This window comes from Alteromonas sp. D210916BOD_24 (genome assembly GCF_047159385.1).
GTDB lineage: Bacteria > Pseudomonadota > Gammaproteobacteria > Enterobacterales > Alteromonadaceae > Alteromonas.
This window is the reverse complement of sequence record NZ_AP038333.1, coordinates 2,927,451-2,945,430: the sequence shown is the minus strand read 5'-3', so window position 1 is coordinate 2,945,430 and position 17,980 is coordinate 2,927,451. Positions and strand designations below refer to the sequence as shown.

16 protein-coding genes are annotated in these 17,980 nt (G+C 40.5%); 12 read left to right on the top strand and 4 right to left on the bottom strand.

The window, feature by feature from the left end:
• Positions 1–10: 10 nt before the first annotated feature.
• A complete protein-coding gene (locus tag ACMCM8_RS12855) occupies positions 11–1,018 on the top strand; it encodes a glycosyltransferase family 2 protein (protein ID WP_412723015.1) in 1,008 nt (335 codons plus the stop codon).
• A gap of 9 nt (positions 1,019–1,027) precedes the next feature.
• Complete coding sequence (locus ACMCM8_RS12850; RefSeq protein ID WP_412723014.1) at positions 1,028–1,444, top strand: hypothetical protein; 417 nt, start codon at positions 1,028–1,030, stop codon at positions 1,442–1,444.
• 219 nt (positions 1,445–1,663) lie between these two features.
• Here the strand turns inward: ACMCM8_RS12850 and ACMCM8_RS12845 are convergent, their stop codons facing one another.
• The 3 genes from ACMCM8_RS12845 to ACMCM8_RS12835 all read right to left on the bottom strand — a co-directional run bounded on the left by ACMCM8_RS12845 (position 1,664) and on the right by ACMCM8_RS12835 (position 4,293).
• On the bottom strand, positions 1,664–1,990 hold the full coding sequence (locus ACMCM8_RS12845; RefSeq protein WP_412723013.1) for a hypothetical protein: 327 nt from the start codon (positions 1,988–1,990) through the stop codon (positions 1,664–1,666).
• 235 nt (positions 1,991–2,225) lie between these two features.
• Complete coding sequence (locus ACMCM8_RS12840; protein WP_412723012.1) at positions 2,226–2,651, bottom strand: hypothetical protein; 426 nt, start codon at positions 2,649–2,651, stop codon at positions 2,226–2,228.
• A gap of 10 nt (positions 2,652–2,661) precedes the next feature.
• Entirely contained in the window at positions 2,662–4,293 is a 1,632-nt protein-coding gene (locus ACMCM8_RS12835; RefSeq protein WP_412723011.1) for an LruC domain-containing protein, read from the bottom strand.
• Between the two features lie 260 nt (positions 4,294–4,553).
• Here ACMCM8_RS12835 and ACMCM8_RS12830 point away from each other — a divergent pair, with 260 nt between their 5' ends.
• The 10 genes from ACMCM8_RS12830 to ACMCM8_RS12785 all read left to right on the top strand — a co-directional run bounded on the left by ACMCM8_RS12830 (position 4,554) and on the right by ACMCM8_RS12785 (position 15,624).
• Positions 4,554–5,300, top strand: coding sequence for a hypothetical protein (locus ACMCM8_RS12830; protein WP_412723010.1), 747 nt, complete (start codon positions 4,554–4,556; stop codon positions 5,298–5,300).
• A 140-nt stretch (positions 5,301–5,440) separates the two neighbouring features.
• Positions 5,441–6,241, top strand: coding sequence for a WecB/TagA/CpsF family glycosyltransferase (locus tag ACMCM8_RS12825; RefSeq protein ID WP_412723009.1), 801 nt, complete (start codon positions 5,441–5,443; stop codon positions 6,239–6,241).
• Positions 6,238–6,873: a sugar transferase gene (locus ACMCM8_RS12820; protein ID WP_412723008.1), complete on the top strand. Its 636-nt coding sequence runs from the start codon at positions 6,238–6,240 to the stop codon at positions 6,871–6,873. The genes ACMCM8_RS12825 and ACMCM8_RS12820 overlap by 4 nt, the downstream gene beginning before the upstream one ends.
• A 699-nt stretch (positions 6,874–7,572) precedes the next feature.
• Positions 7,573–8,835 carry a polysaccharide biosynthesis/export family protein gene (locus ACMCM8_RS12815; RefSeq protein ID WP_412723007.1) on the top strand — a complete coding sequence of 421 codons (1,263 nt, stop codon included), beginning with the start codon at positions 7,573–7,575 and terminating at the stop codon, positions 8,833–8,835.
• A 12-nt stretch (positions 8,836–8,847) separates the two neighbouring features.
• Complete coding sequence (locus ACMCM8_RS12810) at positions 8,848–10,239, top strand: GumC family protein (RefSeq protein ID WP_412723006.1); 1,392 nt, start codon at positions 8,848–8,850, stop codon at positions 10,237–10,239.
• A complete protein-coding gene (locus tag ACMCM8_RS12805; protein ID WP_412723005.1) occupies positions 10,194–11,459 on the top strand; it encodes an O-antigen ligase family protein in 1,266 nt (421 codons plus the stop codon). The genes ACMCM8_RS12810 and ACMCM8_RS12805 overlap by 46 nt, the downstream gene beginning before the upstream one ends.
• 277 nt (positions 11,460–11,736) lie before the next feature.
• A complete protein-coding gene (locus ACMCM8_RS12800) occupies positions 11,737–12,840 on the top strand; it encodes a polysaccharide pyruvyl transferase family protein (protein ID WP_412723004.1) in 1,104 nt (367 codons plus the stop codon).
• On the top strand, positions 12,837–13,796 hold the full coding sequence (locus ACMCM8_RS12795; RefSeq protein ID WP_412723003.1) for a glycosyltransferase family 2 protein: 960 nt from the start codon (positions 12,837–12,839) through the stop codon (positions 13,794–13,796). Before ACMCM8_RS12800 ends, ACMCM8_RS12795 begins: the two co-directional genes overlap by 4 nt.
• Positions 13,793–14,644, top strand: a complete 852-nt coding sequence (locus ACMCM8_RS12790; protein WP_412723002.1) for a glycosyltransferase family 2 protein — start codon at positions 13,793–13,795, stop codon at positions 14,642–14,644. Before ACMCM8_RS12795 ends, ACMCM8_RS12790 begins: the two co-directional genes overlap by 4 nt.
• 8 nt (positions 14,645–14,652) lie before the next feature.
• Entirely contained in the window at positions 14,653–15,624 is a 972-nt protein-coding gene (locus ACMCM8_RS12785) for a GGDEF domain-containing response regulator (protein ID WP_412723001.1), read from the top strand.
• A gap of 113 nt (positions 15,625–15,737) precedes the next feature.
• On the opposite strand, the gene ACMCM8_RS12780 is transcribed toward ACMCM8_RS12785, so the two are convergent.
• Positions 15,738–17,903 carry a S46 family peptidase gene (locus tag ACMCM8_RS12780; protein ID WP_412723000.1) on the bottom strand — a complete coding sequence of 722 codons (2,166 nt, stop codon included), beginning with the start codon at positions 17,901–17,903 and terminating at the stop codon, positions 15,738–15,740.
• Between the last annotated feature and the right edge of the window lie 77 nt (positions 17,904–17,980).

Here is a 17,980-nt window from a genome sequence, read left to right as displayed (position 1 = left end):
GAATGTGACTATGAAAATGCCTTTAGTTTCCGTTGTGATGCCCGTATATAACATGGAAAAGTATATCGAATCGTCGCTTAAATCTGTCTTCGAACAAACCTTTAGCGATTACGAAATTGTATGTGTTGATGATGGAAGTCAAGATGGATCATCAGCCATTTTACACGCGATAGATGACCCCCGTTTACGTATAGTGAAGCAGCATAATCAAGGACTGTCAGCTGCGAGGAACACAGGTATTTATCACGCTAAAGGTAAATATGTTGCCTTATTAGACCCTGATGACTTGTGGGAAAAGGATAAACTTTCTGAACATGTAAAGCATCTAGAAACATCAAATAACATAGGGATAAGCTATTGCCCGTCTTTGTTTATCACAGAAGATGGTAACAAAAATGGTTTAGGGCAATTCCCCAAGTTACACAATATCACGCTAAAAACCGTAATGTGTAGAAACCCTGTGGGCAATGGCTCTGCTGCGGTCATTCGAAAAGATATGTTAGATGAACTGGCCCCTACGTTATCAAAGCATGAGTCTGGAAGAGTTTGTTTTTTTGATGAATCAATGCGTCAGTCTGAAGATATCGATTTTTGGGTGTATTGCGCGATACATTCTTCTTATGAATTTGAAGGGATAGAAGCGCCACTTACCTTGTATCGTATAAATGCAAGTGGGCTCTCCGCCAACCTGAAAAAGCAGTTTGCGGCTTGGGAATTTTGTATGGAAAAGCACCTTAAGCGCGCACCTGACACTGTTAAGCCGTATTTCAATTTGGCAAGGGCATATCAATACCGTTACTTGTCAAGACGGGCTGTACAAAGTCGCAGTGCTAAAGATGCACTAGCATATTGTTTCAAAGCATTTAAAAGCGATACCGCAATACTTCGGGAGGAACCAGGTAGAACACTCGTTACTTTGGGTTGTGCTTTATTAAGTTTATTACCAGGGACTTTGTATTCAAATGTTGAACGTGGGGTATTAAATACTCTTCAACGTGTTCGCACTAATTTTGTGTAAGGAGAAAGCGTGAATCATAAAAAAGAAGAGGTTCATCCAATTCACGATCCCGCTGTTAAGAACTTACTTCAGCGCATGGACAAGAGCGTTGCTGAAAGTTTTACTTTAGAGCAATTACTCGCGCTAAGGCGTGTTGTAGGACTTCGTGGCGGACGAATTCATAGTGTTGATGCACGGACAACAGTTAAACTTCCGTTTTTACCCTGGAGTTTTTATTTAGTATTCCTTGCAGGTAAGAACAGACGATCATTATCAGAGCATGAAAAAACGATAGCTACAAGCATGCTCTTGTTACTCATCACTGCTGTTTTTATGGTCTTGACACTAATAGGTTTAGTTATCATTTATCTTTTAAAGTCGTGGCTAGGTATAAATATATTTGAGGGGTTCTCTTTGGGCGTCATGGACTGGCTAAAGTCACAATAACTCGATTGATAGTGCAATTAATGTCAGTAAACAGGTGTGAAATAGTGTACCTCTTTCTGGCTGCTTGCTCAGAGTGTGACAAAGTAACATGCTGTTTATAATGTTAATTGAAGAGATCTTAACTTTTTCTGTCAGGCCCGGTTAATAGACACTAATTAGATCTGACAGAAAAAGTGTTCGTATAGACCTATTACATTCCCTATTGGGCATAAATAAAATTTACAGTTTTATGCCGTAAATTCCATCTATCTGTTCAGAACCAAAGCCACCATTTCCATACACTGCAATGTCTGCGTATATTATTTCTCCAGAAATGTGCTCACCAGAGTGAATAACACTTAATTCACACGAACGACGAGAGCTATAGAATTGCATTGATATAAGGTTGTTTGGGGTTTCAAGTACTTTGTCTATGCTAGGGCACTCTGTCAATTTAATCACAGTAACGTTGTATTTTTCTTTTGGGGTTGGTGTTGGGGTTACTGGTTCACTAGATAATGTGGAAAAGCTCATTATTGTGGCTAATGCGGCTATTGTTTTTTTCATTTTACTAACCTTTGTGGTACTTATTTAATGCGGGGGAGATGCAGTTATTTAAATAACAAAAAGCCAAATGATGTTTAGTAACTTACTATTTAACTTAATGTTTTTAAATTTTATCAATTGCGGTACAACGCATAGCCTATCTAACTAAGCCGAGATTTGCCAACCAGTGTCGAGTGAATGGATAAAAAAAAGCCACATATTTACAATGTGGCTTTCTTTACAAAAGTAGAAGTAACTAGAACTGAAGCACTAAGTAGTCAGAATCACCCACGATAACTTCTTTTTCTATGGGCACTACACCACCTGCCACTTCTATGTATAGCGCAGTAATATGTTGTGGTATTTCAATGCCCCGTATTAACTCACCATTAGGATTGGTTTTTCCAGAAAACAAAATAGCGTCTTTTACCGTATCAGGACGCTTATGTTCAGGTAAAAAATAGACTCTTACGTCTAATCTATCTTCGATTTTATCTTCACCGCCCCCTACATTTATTTCTAATGTTAATCGTTTGTGGCTACTAAAATCGAATGAAGGATCAACGTTTAAATCAGTGGATTTACTTGCCTTGTCATTGGCTATTGCCGGTAAACTGTATGACAACATCAAAGAGGTACATGTAATGGCAATGCAATAATTTGCTTTTGATAAAATAGTCATGACAATCTCCTTACTTTTGGAACACATGGTGTGGTCTAACGATTGTTTGATACCAAAGTGCTTCTTCTTTACCTGATGATTCAGTCCATTTCTCGTACGCGGGATAGGCCCAAAGTACGTCGATATACTCTCTGGGATGTGACCAAGTGCTATTAAGCTTCAGGGCCCATGGTAAGTTTTTGTCACTTACATAGTAACGCCCTTGGCTGCTATCACTATTGTCTGCGTGGCGATTGAAATAATGCATATTTGCCAGTTTAGTTGGAGGGTAATTGGCAAAATGCACTTCAAGACCCCGATTATTATTTCTGAAGATGAAGAAATCGAAATCAGAATGATGCAATACGTTAAGATCTACGCTTAGTCTGACGTCTAAGGTAAATTCTATTGGTTCGAACGTATCGCAAGTAGGAACGGTGTTAAACAGCGAGCACTTTCCAGTCGCACCTGTTTCGGTAAATACTTTACTGTTTCGCCAAAGCTGAATAACAAGATCGTCTTGCCATCTTTCTGCTTTTTTATTGTATGTTGTTCCATCAATGCTAATTGAGGCTGATTCGAGCCATTCAGGTGATGAATTAAGAATACGTAATCCAAAGCCATTGGCATGATCACCGCCTCGAGCATCAATAAACCCTTTTAAGATAAAGCCGGTGATCTTATTATCTGCGTTGTAGGTCAGCTGTAATTGCTCACGAATAACCAGATCGTTCATGTCATAATCACCTAACTTGGGCCAATTATCTTCATATGCTAGCGTGACGAAAGATGTTGAAGATGGGTAGTAGCTAGTGCTAGCACGCCTGAAATCTTCAGGGTATTCATCTTGCCCATCATCAATACCGTCTGCATCGCTGTCAGATGCGTCAGGCATTTTAACGAGTTGCTGAGTTTCAATCGCAGTGCTCGGTGTTGATCTCACGCTAAACACGGCATCGTTAAAATCGTTGTCACCCCAGGTACGTGGTAAATCTTCAAAGCCTAATACAGCTTCTTGAACTTCTTCATCATACAGTAGCACCATATGTTGCTTTAATTCTGGCTCCTGCTCAGGATTTAAATGGCTTAACGAATAGTAATAAGGTGCTTGAAAATCTTTAACCCCTGTCCAGTACCAGTAACCATTTGCTGCAATGAAAAAACCAATGCTGGTACCGGCTGGAAACGTGCCTATACTAACGCGGTGACCGTTAGTAAGGTGGGGATATGATAGATTAGGGAAGACAATCGTTTCACGCACATCCTCTATAGATTTAGGAGGGTTTTCTCTATCAAAAGTAAAAAAACCGAAACTATTTTTATATCCTGCACCTTCGTGAATAAATGTAATGAACACTTCTGCTCTTTCTGTAAGATGTATGGTGGCACCTTCGCTGTCAGTCATAAATGCTTCATTGACATGTGATTCAGGTAACGCATTTTGAATGCGTTTAAAAAAGTCTTTGGGGTAGTCGTCTCGGGCGTACATGAGATCATCAGGTTTACCCGTTGATTGTTGGTAGCCTTGAGGCCAGGGCTTGTTTGTCAAAAATTGCCATTGATACTTGCCGTTTACATACTCTACTGCAGCTACGTTTTTTACAGAACAAAAGTAAAAACAAGTAATACTAAGTAGAAAGGGGATCAACTTGTTTTTGGACATGATAGTTACCTCGGATTTAACTCTTCAATTAAGAGTAAACTAAAGTAAGCTATATATGTGCCAATATTTAAGGTGTTGATTTTGTTGTCAATTTTATTTTTTTGTCTTGGTTTTTTTGTTATTTGAAAATGTCTGTTAGCAAGATGCGAATTCGAAGTTTGAAAATTATTATTAGCATGGCTTTTGCTTACAGATAATTGAGTGAAGAAAAAGTTTATTTCACTTCCTACAAGGAACTAAAACATTAAAGAGGGCAATTTATGTTAGATGACAACGTGGATAATGATAGTAAAGGAATGCTGATATTCAGCATTGCGCTCAATGGTTATGATGTCCTTTATAAACGCTACTTAGAAAGTCACAAAAACTACGCAAAAAGGCTAAATTGTCCGTACATTTCTGTCGTTCGTCCACGTTTTACCAGTTTAGGCGTAGAATGTTGTTGGCTGAAGCTATATCTTATTCAAAAAGCAATTGAATCTGGTTATCGATCTGTCTTGTTTCTCGATGCTGATGCATTGGTGCAAGAAAACGCGCCAGATATCCGTAATGAATTTATAGATGGTAAAAGTATATATCTGGTAAAAGGGTATTCAGGAGAATTCAACAGCGGAGTCATATTAGTTCACTCGGATGAAAGCGCCTTGCAATTCTTCAATAATGTCATTGAAAACAGATTCATTAATACATTAACGAGTGTTGGGTGGGGAGAGAATGATGGTGTTATTAATGAAGTCACAAAGTCAAATTGTGTATACGAATTAGGACAAAAATGGAACAACACAGGTAATCACGAATTGCAGGATTTTATTAGGCATGTAAATCATGGGCCACTTCGTACTGATTTTTTTCGTAATTTATTTCATAAGATACTGAATAGAATAACTAAATTTATTTGGTTTAGTGTGAAGGTAGCAGGTGGGAAAAACCAGGAATTACTAAAAAAGAAGGCGACTGAACGCCTTTATATTCGCATATTGAAACACTATCCGCAGTTTGTACGGTGAAAATTTTTAATCTGCAAATCAAATTGAGAAAATGAAGAGGGAAGTTTCTGGTTTTTTATATAAACCACTGAAAAATAATAAAAAATAAAATTGGTCAGCTTATTGCTCAATACCTATTAAATGTTAATGAGGTATTGATTATGACCCTATCTACTCACGCTATTCCACACAATATAACTGACGTCATCGGGCTTCCTATTGATAACGTAACACTTGACGATGCCGCAGAACAGGTGATTGGTACGCAACGTAAATTCAATATAAACGACAATTCCAGTACTCGTCCCAGTGTTTACTATTTCGTTAATGCAAACTCCGTGAACACATGTTGCAAGAAGCCAGAACTTACCGAAGTATTGATGAAAGCAGATAGCTTGTTTGCTGATGGTATAGGTATGCGTATAGCTGCTAAAAAATGTGGTTCTGAATTGATTGATAATGTGAATGGTACTGACTTACTTCCCAAATTGTGCGAACGGGCCGCAAAGTCGGGTAAGCGTATATTTTTGTTTGGTGCTAAGCCTGGTGTTGCAGAAAAAGCGGCGAAGAATCTAACCAAATCACATAAAGGTCTGAAAATAGCGGGCACTCATCATGGATTTGTTTCAGAAGACAAGATGCCGTCTCTTATAGCAAAAATAAATAAGTCAAAGGCAGATATTTTGCTAGTTGCAATGGGAACGCCTATTCAAGAGTTTTGGGTAGAAAAATATGCGAGTAGTTTGGATTGCCAAGCTGTCATGGCAGTAGGTGGGCTATTTGATTTTTTCTCTGGAGCAATTCCAAGAGCGCCACTTATCATGCGTAAGTATGGTTTGGAGTGGGTGTTTAGATTGATTCAAGAGCCTGTTACAAAATTTGAGCGTTATGTACTTGGTGTACCTGAGTTTTTGTATCACGTTTACTTAGAAAATAAACGCTTTTCAGGAGTAAGACCATGAAATTATTTAATCAAAGTCAGTATCAAACGAACCATCATGGATTGCCATTATGGTTCCAAAAGAGCACAGCTATTTTAGGTTTAGTTATGCTTTCACCACTCTTGCTCATGGTTTGTATAGCTATAAAATTAGAAAGCAAAGGTCCGCTTATTTTTTCTCAATTGAGAGTAGGGGAGCAAGGACGCCAGTTTCGTTGTTATAAGTTTCGCTCGATGTTTACACCAGATTCTTATCAGTGGGCAATTGCCGCACAAATGAAAAGTGATAGGGAGGGGATTTGCCAAAAAATGTACAGTGATCCGCGGATAACTCGAGTAGGTAGAATTATCAGAAAATTATCTATTGATGAATTGCCTCAACTATTTAATGTCATTGTTGGTGATATGGCACTTGTTGGCCCGCGGCCTCACCTTGTAAATGAATACACTCAGTACAATGGTGACACTTTAGAAAGATTAAATTGTAAGCCAGGTTTAACGGGGCTTTGGCAAGTATCGGGTAGAGCAGATACTACGTTTGAGCAGCAAATGGAGTTAGATAAAACTTATATTTTACAGCAATCGAGTTACATGGATATAAAAATATTAGTCGCTACGGTTCCCGCTGTTCTATTAGCAAGAGGTGCATATTAAGGTACTCGTGAAAATAATTTCTCCTCTCCTGTGGTGAAGTTCCCTCCCCAATGATTATTCGAACTTCACCTACTTTGTTGGCGCAACTTAGGTTGCGCCTTTTTTTGCTAAATCATAAGTGACCTAACATAGGAAGAATGAAATTGTATAAGATTATTAAACGGCTCTATGAGCGTTAATTGTTGGTAACAATAATTCGGCACAATTAGTCAAAGTTTAAAACGATATATTTAGCTCAGAGCTTGCCCGTAATAAAAGTAAGATCAAAACGTATATGTCAGTTTAGAATATTCGGACAAGATTAAAATGAGCCTTATTCACTTAAACCGCTATTGGTGATAAATCATTAGATACCACCACCGACTATTCCCCAGTTAGTCTAATTCTTAATAACCCATAGCTTTACTGTCTGAATGTTTTGCAGCAAGGAAATGTCGGAAGTAACCAGACTGCCATTCAATGGACTAAAGGGAACGGGTACGGCCAACATCCTCCAGTAAAAACCGTGAAAACGGTGTTAAAAACTAAAAAGTTAAGTTTATTTATCGGGTTTTGCGTTTTCAATTTGCGAATTATATAAATTGCATAATGATAATTACATTTCTTTTTGGAAATAAAATTCATGTAAAACAATGAGATAAAAAGTGGAACGATTGCTGCTCTGTAATGCTGTGACGAGATTTATATATTAGCGGAAAAATGATGAAAAAAATTGCAGCAACTTGTTCTACATTAATGATGACTCTTTTATTAGCTGCTTGTAGCAACACACCTGAGCGTAGTGCTCAGGATGAAAAGCATCGCAACTTTTATGGTCAGCCAGATGACAATGGTGTTGATATTGAACATGAGCGTCCGCCAGTACCCACTTTCTCAACAGAAATTTCGTGTAAAGCGCGACGCAACTTTGCAGCTCCTTTTAATTATCGTGTTGATAAGCCAATAGCATTGGATAATTCGATCCTTCCTGCGCAATGGGTAACAACTAAAAGTACAACAACCGTCATTCCACTAAGCCCAGGTGATGTAGTTAATGTTGCGATAGAAGACGGTGATGGATTTAACGGGCAATACGTAATCGATTTGAATGGCTATGTTTCGCTTCCTCTGATTGACCCCATTATGGCGGCAGGGCGTGCACCAAATGTAGTGGCAAAAGATATTGAACTTGCTTTAATTAAAGGAAATATTTTTAGACCTGAAACCGCTACCGTTGTTGTAAACGTTGCTCAGCTAGCAGGAATTGAAGTGCATGTGACAGGTGCTGTATTTCAACCTGGTCGAGTGGAAATTAATGCGAGAAACAGACATAACACCTTAGATAAACAGTTTGAAGCGAATGGCGATTTTGCGTCTAAACGTTTGCTATCAGAAGCACTTCGTGCAGCTTCTGGTGTGCGTCCAGACGCCAAAATTGACCAAGTCATCCTTATTAGAAATGGCTGGCAAGTAGAAATCGATATGACCGGCGTATTAACAGGTAAGTCAGTGTTAGATTATCCATTAGTGTCAGGTGATCAGGTTATTGTGCCTAGTACAGGGTGTTTCCAACCATTTTTAGTGAGACCCAGTCAAATTACACCGAAAGGGTTTCGTATTTATATGTCTAACCTTAGCGATTCCGGAGTTACAAATTCGTCGGCGGGTGTAGGGCGTTATTCTTCAAATATTCCCTATGGCACACGTTTACTTCAAGCTGCTATCTCAGCCAACTGTGTGGGAGGGAATGAATGGATTAGTGCACCGCGTACGGTGGTATTGGTGAGTAAGCATCCCATTACAGAAGAGACGCAAGTGATTGAGCGTTCAGTCGAAAAATTGATGAGAAGTGCGACAAGAGAAGACATTAATCCTTATCTTATGCCTAATGATGCCATAGCATGTTACGACTCATCGGTAACAACGTTAAGAGATGTCGCTAAAACACTATCTGACATCATGTTGCCACTGGCTATATTTTAAGGGAGCCGAAGTATGAGCACTGCACTTGTAGTACAAGGCTCTTGGGGACGATTCAGAAGTCATGTATATAGAATTACCAAGAAGCCTTACCTCGTCATTATTTTATGTAGTTATGTTTTTATTTCATTGTTGGTATTTGCTTACATTGTCAGTCCGAGTAAATACACTAGTAATATGGAATTGGTATTACCAGGTACAGGTAATTCGAGCAATGTAAGTTTAAATGATGTGGGGCAGGTTGTATCTCAAACGGCAACGCCCTTTGGCACAAGAGGGTTTAACCCCCGAGTGAATTACAAAGTGATGCTTTCAAGTCGGCGAGTTTTAAAAACGGCAGCTGAGAAACTATCAATGAGTTTACAAGAATTTGGTGAGCCTAAAGTGACGTTGACTGAGCAAACCTCCATTCTTGAAGTAACGATTACTGCTAATAATCGTGAAGTTGCTGCCAAAAAGCTCGATGCGCTTTACCTGTCGTTACAAGAAGAGCTGGATGCACTTAGAGCGGATGAGGTGGCGAAGCGTGATGAAAGTATTAAAAACGTACTGGCAGATTATAGGCAGAAAACTAATTTAACACGTAATAAGATCCTTGATTTTCAAGAACGCTCATTTCTTGTATCACCCGATCAAATGGTTCAGTTAACTGCTACACTGGCAACAGTACGTGAAAAATACATTTACGTGCAATCTGAGCTTGAAGAAATGAATGACTTTATTCGTCAGATGAGTTTAGATCTTGGCGTGACATCTTCTATGGCAGCTAGAGCATTGACTTTGCAGTCAGACCCTGAATTTTTGGGGTACTATGAAGAACTGCGTCAAAGTGCAGCCACCATGTCAGATTATTTGTCAAAGTGGGGAAAGCAACACCCTAAAGTTATCACTGCTTTGAAACGCACTGAAGCTGCAAGAGAGAAGTTGTATGCCCGTGGCGTGATCATCACCGGTACACAATCAGCAGAACAATTTATTGCACTAAATTTGCAAAATAACCCTCGTCGCGCGGAATTGTTTGCCGAATTTGTAGAGGCTCAGGCACAGCGAAAAGGGTTAGCGGCAAGACGCGATGAATTGCGGTTAGCCATAGAGCAAATGGAAGGCCGTTTAAAAGTGTATGCACGAGAAGTTGCGGAATTAGAACGTTTACAGCGTGAATTTGATATGGCTGATGCGGTATTTACTTCTGCAGCCGCACGATTGGAAGCCAATAAATCTGATGTATTTGCATCATATCCGGTTATTCAAATGCTTACAGAGCCTGCTATTCCCCAAGATCCTTCCAGTCCTAAAAAAGGTCTGGCTATTGCGGGTGGGATCATGGGGGGACTGTTCTTAACTATTGGATGGATAGTGGTATGGAAACGGGAAAAATTACTGTCAGCCTTGCTGAAGAGAGAATAGTGTGGGGGGTGTTGATATACACCTACCCTATTTATTTACTCGGCACGACCTATGTGGTGGGCTCTTTATTAGGATGGCTTGTTTTCGCAGTTTTCATGTTGCGTTGGTTTGTGGATGGCAAACGCACTTATAGCACCACGCCAATTATAAGCCACGTCTGGACTGTATCTATGATTGGTATGCTTATTGTTTTATGGATAGGGCATGCAGATTGGAATCTTGGTTTAGGGAAAACAATTAAATCAAGTATTGGGTGGATGAAAGGGTGGGCACTTATTCCGCTATTTATCTGGCTTGGTGCTGTAACCGAGATAAAAAAAGAAGTGATTATCCGCGGTGCATGTGTTGTGGGTTATCACTCTGCTATTTTTGGTCTTGTCACCTTTGTTATTTATCTTACTGGTTTTTCTGGTGAGCTTTATTTGTCACCGTTAAAAGCCGTTGGTGGACCAGGTGATAGCTTTTTCGACGTATCACTTTACGGCATGAACCCAGAAACGGGGGGAGGACGATGGTCGTTTTTCACGCCTTGGGCACCTGCCGCGGGGCTTTTTGCGTGCCTGCTCTTACTCATTTGTGTCCAAGAAGAAGATGAGTCATGGCGAATAAAGGGCATAATAGGGTGTGCAGTCATGTGCTTACTTTGCCAATCTCGAGCAGGGTGGGCGGTGTTTCTATTTCTTGTTCCCTTCATTATGGCCAAACGTTTTGTATCAGAGCCGTGGTTTTTTATTGTCGTTGGCGTAGCTATTCCCTTGGTATTAAGTGTTGGTCTTCCGCTTATTGAATATGTGTTAAATTCTTATGAGGAAGTGAAGGCATCGCGACCAGCTTCAACACGGGTTCGTCAAACATTAGCGAACATCGCCCTTCAACGCTGGCAAGCTGAGGCTTGGTTTTTCGGGCATGGTGTTGTTGAACCTGGACCAATTACCGTGGAAGGAATGCCAATAGGCTCTCACCACACCTGGTATGGTCTTTTGTTTGTAAAAGGCTTTATTGGGCTTCTATGCCTTGCAATCCCACTTTTTTTAAGCGTTGTAGCGTTGGCTGTTAGAAGCATTGTTGATAAAAGCGCGTATTTGTCACTAGGTATGTTGATAGTACTTATTGGCTATAGTTTTTTTGAGAATTTAGAAATTCTCACGAATCTTATATGGCCCGCGCTTTTTATGATTGGCGCATCACTTAACCCCCGCAAGAGCGTCACAACACAGTGACGCTCAATACTCGTCTATTTCAATTTATCATTCTTTAAAATAACGATTAATTTCCCTTTCGTATTATAAGTAGCCACGCCTTTTGCAAACTGCATTTTTAAAACGGTGCAAAATGAAAAAATCGCAATTTGCATACCAATTAAAAAGGTAGGAAATACATGTTGGATTCCTGTTTGTTATTGATTTGCAAGGCCTTTTCATTATTGGTACGGTGGTTGCAGTACATGGGTATAGAACGCATATATTGCTACTCAACGAACCAAGTGCGGTATTAAAAATGAGAAAATTTGAGTCTTACATTGTTGGATATTACGGCATGCAAAACACAGGTGATGATGCCTTGTTAGCTGCGACTATCCTAGGTGCGAAGCGCCATTTTGGCCACAACAAAATTTTAGTGTCTTCAAATGAAACGACAGTGCAATTTGATGAAAGCGTGGTTGTTTCAACATTGAAATCTGAACCAATGTTTCCTGGTCAAAATAGATTGATTCATTACATGAATGCATTGAGAAGTGAGCAGGTTATTTTTGGCGGTGGTTCAGTACTTCACAGTGCAAGAGACTTAGACTTGAAACGCCATCTTATTGCATTAACCGCTAACAAAAAAGGTTTTGCACTGGGTGTTGGTATAGAGGACTTTAAAACAGCGGAAGACGAACTAGCGTGTATGCGCTTTTTAAATGCCTGCACTGTTGTAGCAACGCGTGATGCACAAAGTTTTGAAATTGCTAAAAAGCTTGCACCAAATGCCAATATTGTAGAAGCATTTGATTTGGCACCTATGTTGGCGAGTGTCAGTAGCTTTAATGAAAATATTTGTCGAAGAGGGGTGTGTATTAACCTTTGCCCTTTGTTTATTAATGCAATGGGAAGCAGAGATTATCTATCGGAAGACAAATTAATTTCCGCCATCGCCACGGCAATTCAAATGGTGTGGGAAGAAACCAAAGAGCCAATCACGCTGATGAGCTTTAATGGTCATCAACACCAAAGCGATGAAATCTTATTGCAGCGCGTTTACGACCTTGTTTCAAACACGGTGCCAGTTAAACGCATTGCTTATAGTCAAAACCCACTTAAAACATTGCAACAAATTAAGCGATTCAAAATAGTTATGGGCATGCGGTTGCACTTTAATGTATTTGCCTATCTTACAGGTACACCTTGTATTTCATTGAATTACCATCCCAAAAGTGAAGCGTGGTGTAAGCAGATCGGTAAGTCTGAGCGTTTTCAGATGAACGCCTTTTATTGCAACACCAATTCTCTTATCGATGCCACGCTATCTATATTGCGTGGTGAAGAAAAAAGAACTGATACATTGCCTATATCTACTGCGGTAGCAAAAGCAAACTCAAACTGGGAGTTATCACTATGAACACGTTTTCAATTTCAGTTGTAATCCCTTTGTACAACAAGGCTAAACATATTGAGAGAGCGATCCAAAGTATTTTAGAACAACACATCAAGGTTGAAGAAATCATAGTTGTCGATGACGGCTCAACGGATGGAAGCGCTGATGTTGTTAGAGCAATGAATGTAGAGAATCTAACATTGATTGAGCAAATGAATCAGGGAGTTTCTGTTGCAAGAAACAATGGTGTTCAGGCTGCAAAAGGTGAATATGTTGCATTTCTAGATGCTGATGATAAATGGCTACCGTTTTTTACTTTTGAAATTCAAAAATTATCGGTACGTTTTCCTGATTTACAAGCTTACGCTACACGCTACCAATGTATTGTGGATGAAAACCAACCTGCAGATGCCAAGATTATTCTTAACAGTGTGTCTCCAGAAGGCTATGCGCTAGATAATTATTTCGACATTGCATCGAAAGGGGATTTACCTTTCATGGTTTCTTCTTTCGTTTTGAAGAAAAGTTACTTTGAAACACTGGGTGGATTTCCTGTTAACGAGCCAATGGGAGAAGATCAAGACCTATTCGTAAAAGCCGCACTCGATGCGCCAATTGCTTATAGCCCAAATATACATTTGCATTACCATTGTGATTCGATGAATCGTGCCATGGAGCGCGTTATTCCTTCACAAATTTGCCCTTTTGCTACACGTTTGTACCAACGTTTACTGACTGAAAGTCACCCAGAGGCCGTGGTGAAAAGTGCTCAGAAATACTGTGCGACGCACGGGTTATTTATCGCCAAACAAAATATTCAAAGAGGGAATATCAGTGTGGCACTTTCTATTTTGAATTCCCCCATGTGTAAGCATCGTTATGTCAAATATTCGGTTTTTCAGGCGATAGCCTCGCTATTAAGCGTTAAGGGTTCTGCTCGTCAAATGTTCCGTTTTCCTAAGAAGGAATTTCAATCATGAAAATTAATGCGATTATGTTAGTTAAAAACGAAGTAGATATTGTTGAAGAAACACTGCTAAATGCTATGAAGTTTTGCCACAAAATTTACATTTATGATAATCAATCTACAGACGGAACGTGGGAACTGGTTAATGAAATGGCATCTCGTTTTTCAGAGGTGGTCATTTTTGGGCAAACGGCAGAACCTTATAAAAATCAGCTACGTAACCGTGTGTACAATGAACACCATGGTGAATATTCTGATCACGATTGGTGGTACATCTTGGATTCAGATGAGTTACTTACTGAGTCTCCGGCAAAGCAACTTTCGAAGGCGGCAGCAAAGAACAAAAACGCCATGTGCGTGTGGCAAGCTCAGTTTTACTTTACGGATGAAGATTTAGCGAATTATGAAGAAGAAGATGTGTCGGCATCAATAACGCAGCGTCGAAAGCATTATCTTATTAATTGGAAGGAACAGCGTTTTTTCAAAAATGAATCAGAGAGAAAGTGGCCAGAATCACTTTCTGGAAGAATACCACCCTGGTCAAACAAAATGGCAAGCTATGCTCCTGTTTGTAGGCATTATGCGCTGCGTACTCCAGAGCAAATTCAAGCGCGTGTCGCGCTTAGAATGAAAACACAACATGGTTTTGCGCATATCAAACGGGCCCCTGAAATTAACTACCCTAGTGCAAGTACACTCGATGTGTATAACAACGATGGTGTGTTTAAAATTCGCTGGAGTGAGCGTATAAAATATGTGAGTAAACAGATGTACTTCGCTTTCCATTGGAAATGGAAAGCAGTGACAAACATATTGCTTTCTTCAGTGAAGAAAAAGCAGTTTCAATGCAAATCGTTATAGAGGGCATAATGTTTACTAATACTAAACCACAAAAGTACAGTGTACTCATCGTCGAGGATGATGCACTGATGCGCTCTACTATCATCGCTATGTTGTGTAAGGAATTTGAATGCAATTACGCCGATGATGGGCAAATGGCCATTGAGTTTTGTCAACGTCACGGCAAACCTGATGTAATTTTGATGGACTATCACATGCCAGAAATCAATGGGTTGCAGACTTGTATTAAGCTCCAGGAGTATAGTGAATTAAAGAATGTGCCAGTCATTTTTTTTACTGGTAACGATGATAGTGAAGTACAAGAGCAATGTTGGAGAGCCGGCGCTGCTGATTTTGTCACTAAGCCTGTGAGAGCCGAAGTGCTTAAAATGCGTATTCTTCGTCAAATTGGCGTAAAACAAAAAGAAGTTTATCTTGAAAATTTGGCATGTAAAGACCAATTGACGTCTCTGTACAATCGGCAATTTCTTTCTATGCATGTTCCAAGATTGGTTAAGCAGCTCAATCGAGAAAAAGAGCCACTTGCAGTGGTGATGATTGATGTTGATGACTTTAAAAAGTTTAATGATAGCTATGGTCATTTAGAAGGTGATAAAGTATTGAAAGCTGTCGCAAAAAGTTTAAAGAACACGGCTCGAAGACCAATGGACTTTGTTTTTCGATTTGGCGGTGAAGAGTTTGTGGTACTACTGCCAAAAACTCGACTAAGTGGTGCAAACTTAATTGCGAAAAAAATGCTTAAGGGCGTTGAGGCGCTCAACATTAAAAATAAACATTCTGATTATGGCAAAGTTACTATTAGTGCAGGTGTTATATCGTCAGAAAATCAAGGTGCACTTAAATTTGTAGACATGCTTAAAAAGGCTGATGAAGCGTTGTATGAATCTAAGTCTTTAGGAAAAAACACCGTTTCAATTAGTGCTGCTCCCAAAAATGTGGCTAGAACCACGGCTAATGTGACTTTCCATGTGGCGAGTTGAAAATAAAATATGTTTAATATGATTAAGTAGAGGCGCATTTGGAATGCCTATTAATTACCATTCCAACGCGCCTTTGCGGCTAACTATATCTGAATTAGCCAGTTTACTTTAATTTATTTAACAATAGTCATTTCGTTGATGAGGTTGGCCGCTTCATCCACATATTCCATAACCCACAGCATATAGCGAGTATCTACGTGAATTGTGCGGGTGGTTTTAGGGTCAAAATCCCAGTCAGAGTTGACGCTCTCAAATGTTCCGTCAAACAGTAACCCTACCAGCTCAGCGTTGGCATTGAGTGTTGCCGAGCCCGAGTTGCCGCCCGTTGAATCAAGATCGGTTAAAAAGTTAACCGGAACGCTGCCCAGGCTATCGAGTTTGTAGGGACCATATTGATGATTTTCTATCAAAGTGAGTTGCTTTTGTGGCGCATCAAACGGTGACTCTCCGGTGTCTTTTTCAAGGATGCCCTCTAAGCGGGTAAAGGGTTCGTAGATTAGGCCATCTTTAGGTGAGCCGCCCATAACATTGCCATAGGTCACGCGCAGTGTACTGTTAGCGTCAGGGTAGGCTAGGCTGCCCTTAGATTTTTGCCAGTCGATAATGGCGCGCATGTATTTAGGCTGAAGTGCAGCCGCTTTCCCTTGCAGGGTTTTGGTTTGGTCTTCAATCGCCATCTCGGTATCAAACAGGGCTACCGCTAGACGGATAAAGGGGTCTTCACTTTTTTCAAAATCTGCTTTTGAGGCAGTAAGCCAGTTTACGCGGTTTTGCTTTTCCATAAGCTTGGTTTGCTGATAGAACGCGTCTAGTTTATTGGCCAATACGTCGCTGGTGATGGTCTCATCAATGCCTAACACTTCATCAAAAGCGGCAACTCTATCTGCTTTGGGTTGCTCGAGGTACATGGCGATCATCTTTTGCCAGACAGCTTTATCGACCTTGGCATCAAAACGACGCTCTATACGCTCAACGCCCTCTTTCAAGCGAATTTGATCCCGCTCTTGAAATCCAGATTCTCTTTGCGCATCGGGTTTTTCCCTTTCTACGGCATTGCGATAGAGTGTCTGGGCAGAGGAAAGCAATTGGGCACGAGATAAGTTGTTATACCAAAAATTTTGCTTATTCATTTGGATCTTTTCAGCATTGACTGCGTCAAGGTCTTGAAGTGCGTGCTTTAGCTCAGAGGCATTGTTGTTATCTAGCCATTGCGCGAGTTCAGCCTCTCTTGCGGCACGGCGAGGAACCAATCCCACCCGTTTTGCACCTGATAACTGGCCTAGTGTGTTTTTATGAAAGTTATTCAAACTGGCCAGAGTCGCTTCATATTTAATGCGTGCATCACTGCCTTCTTCAGAAGCGCCTTCAATGGTTTTGATCCACTCATCTACTAACGACAAATAGGACGGATAGAGCCAGTCAAAGGTATAAGATACCTGAGATAAACGGGCATAACGATTTGTCGAACCTGGGTAGCCGGCCGCCATCACAAAATCTCCATCTTGTAATCCTGCGGCGGAAACTTTCAAAAAGTGGGCCGGTTTAAACGGCACATTGTCTTTGTCAAAATCAGCGGGTTTACCGTCTTTACCTACATAGGCACGGTAAAAAGAGAAGTCGCCGGTATGCCTTGGCCACATCCAGTTGTCGATATCACCACCGTACTTTCCAATGGAGTCGGCAGGTGCATAGGCGATGCGTACATCGCGTATTTCCATTTGCTTGATCAGCTTATATTCTAAGCCCTGAAAAAAGGAGGGGACAGAACAGCGATATCCTGGCTCAGACTCACATTCAGCGATCAACGCTTTGCGGTTGGCTTCAATGCGATCAAAGCGTGCTCTTCCTTGCACACTGTCTTCAATTGAACCAGTTACTTTATCGGTAACGTCAGCGAAACCAACGGTAACAAACATTCGCGTTCCCGGTGCCGCAGGCAGTTCTTGTGCTTGGTTAGCAGCAAGAAACCCGTCTTTCAAATAATTGTGCTCAGGCGTACTATTGTACTGAACTGAGCCTCTGGCACAGTGGTGGTTGGTTACCGCTAGTCCCTCGTCAGATACAAACGATGCCGAGCACCCTCCTAATGAAACAATAGCGCCCATTGGAAAGGCGGTTAAATCATCAATACTGTCTGCGGGAATGGCAAGCCCTGTCTTGCTTAAATCTTTGGCAATAGCTGGAAGTTGCTCTGGGGTAAACATGCCTTCCTTTGCATTAGCAGCGGTGGCGCCGCTGAGCATAATAGCAGAAAGACAGAAAACGCTAAGTTTGGACATAGGTGATCCTTGTTATAACTGAGTGGCCATTGTGAAATGCAGTAGTTGCTGTCACTTGTATTAAATACAGGTAATGA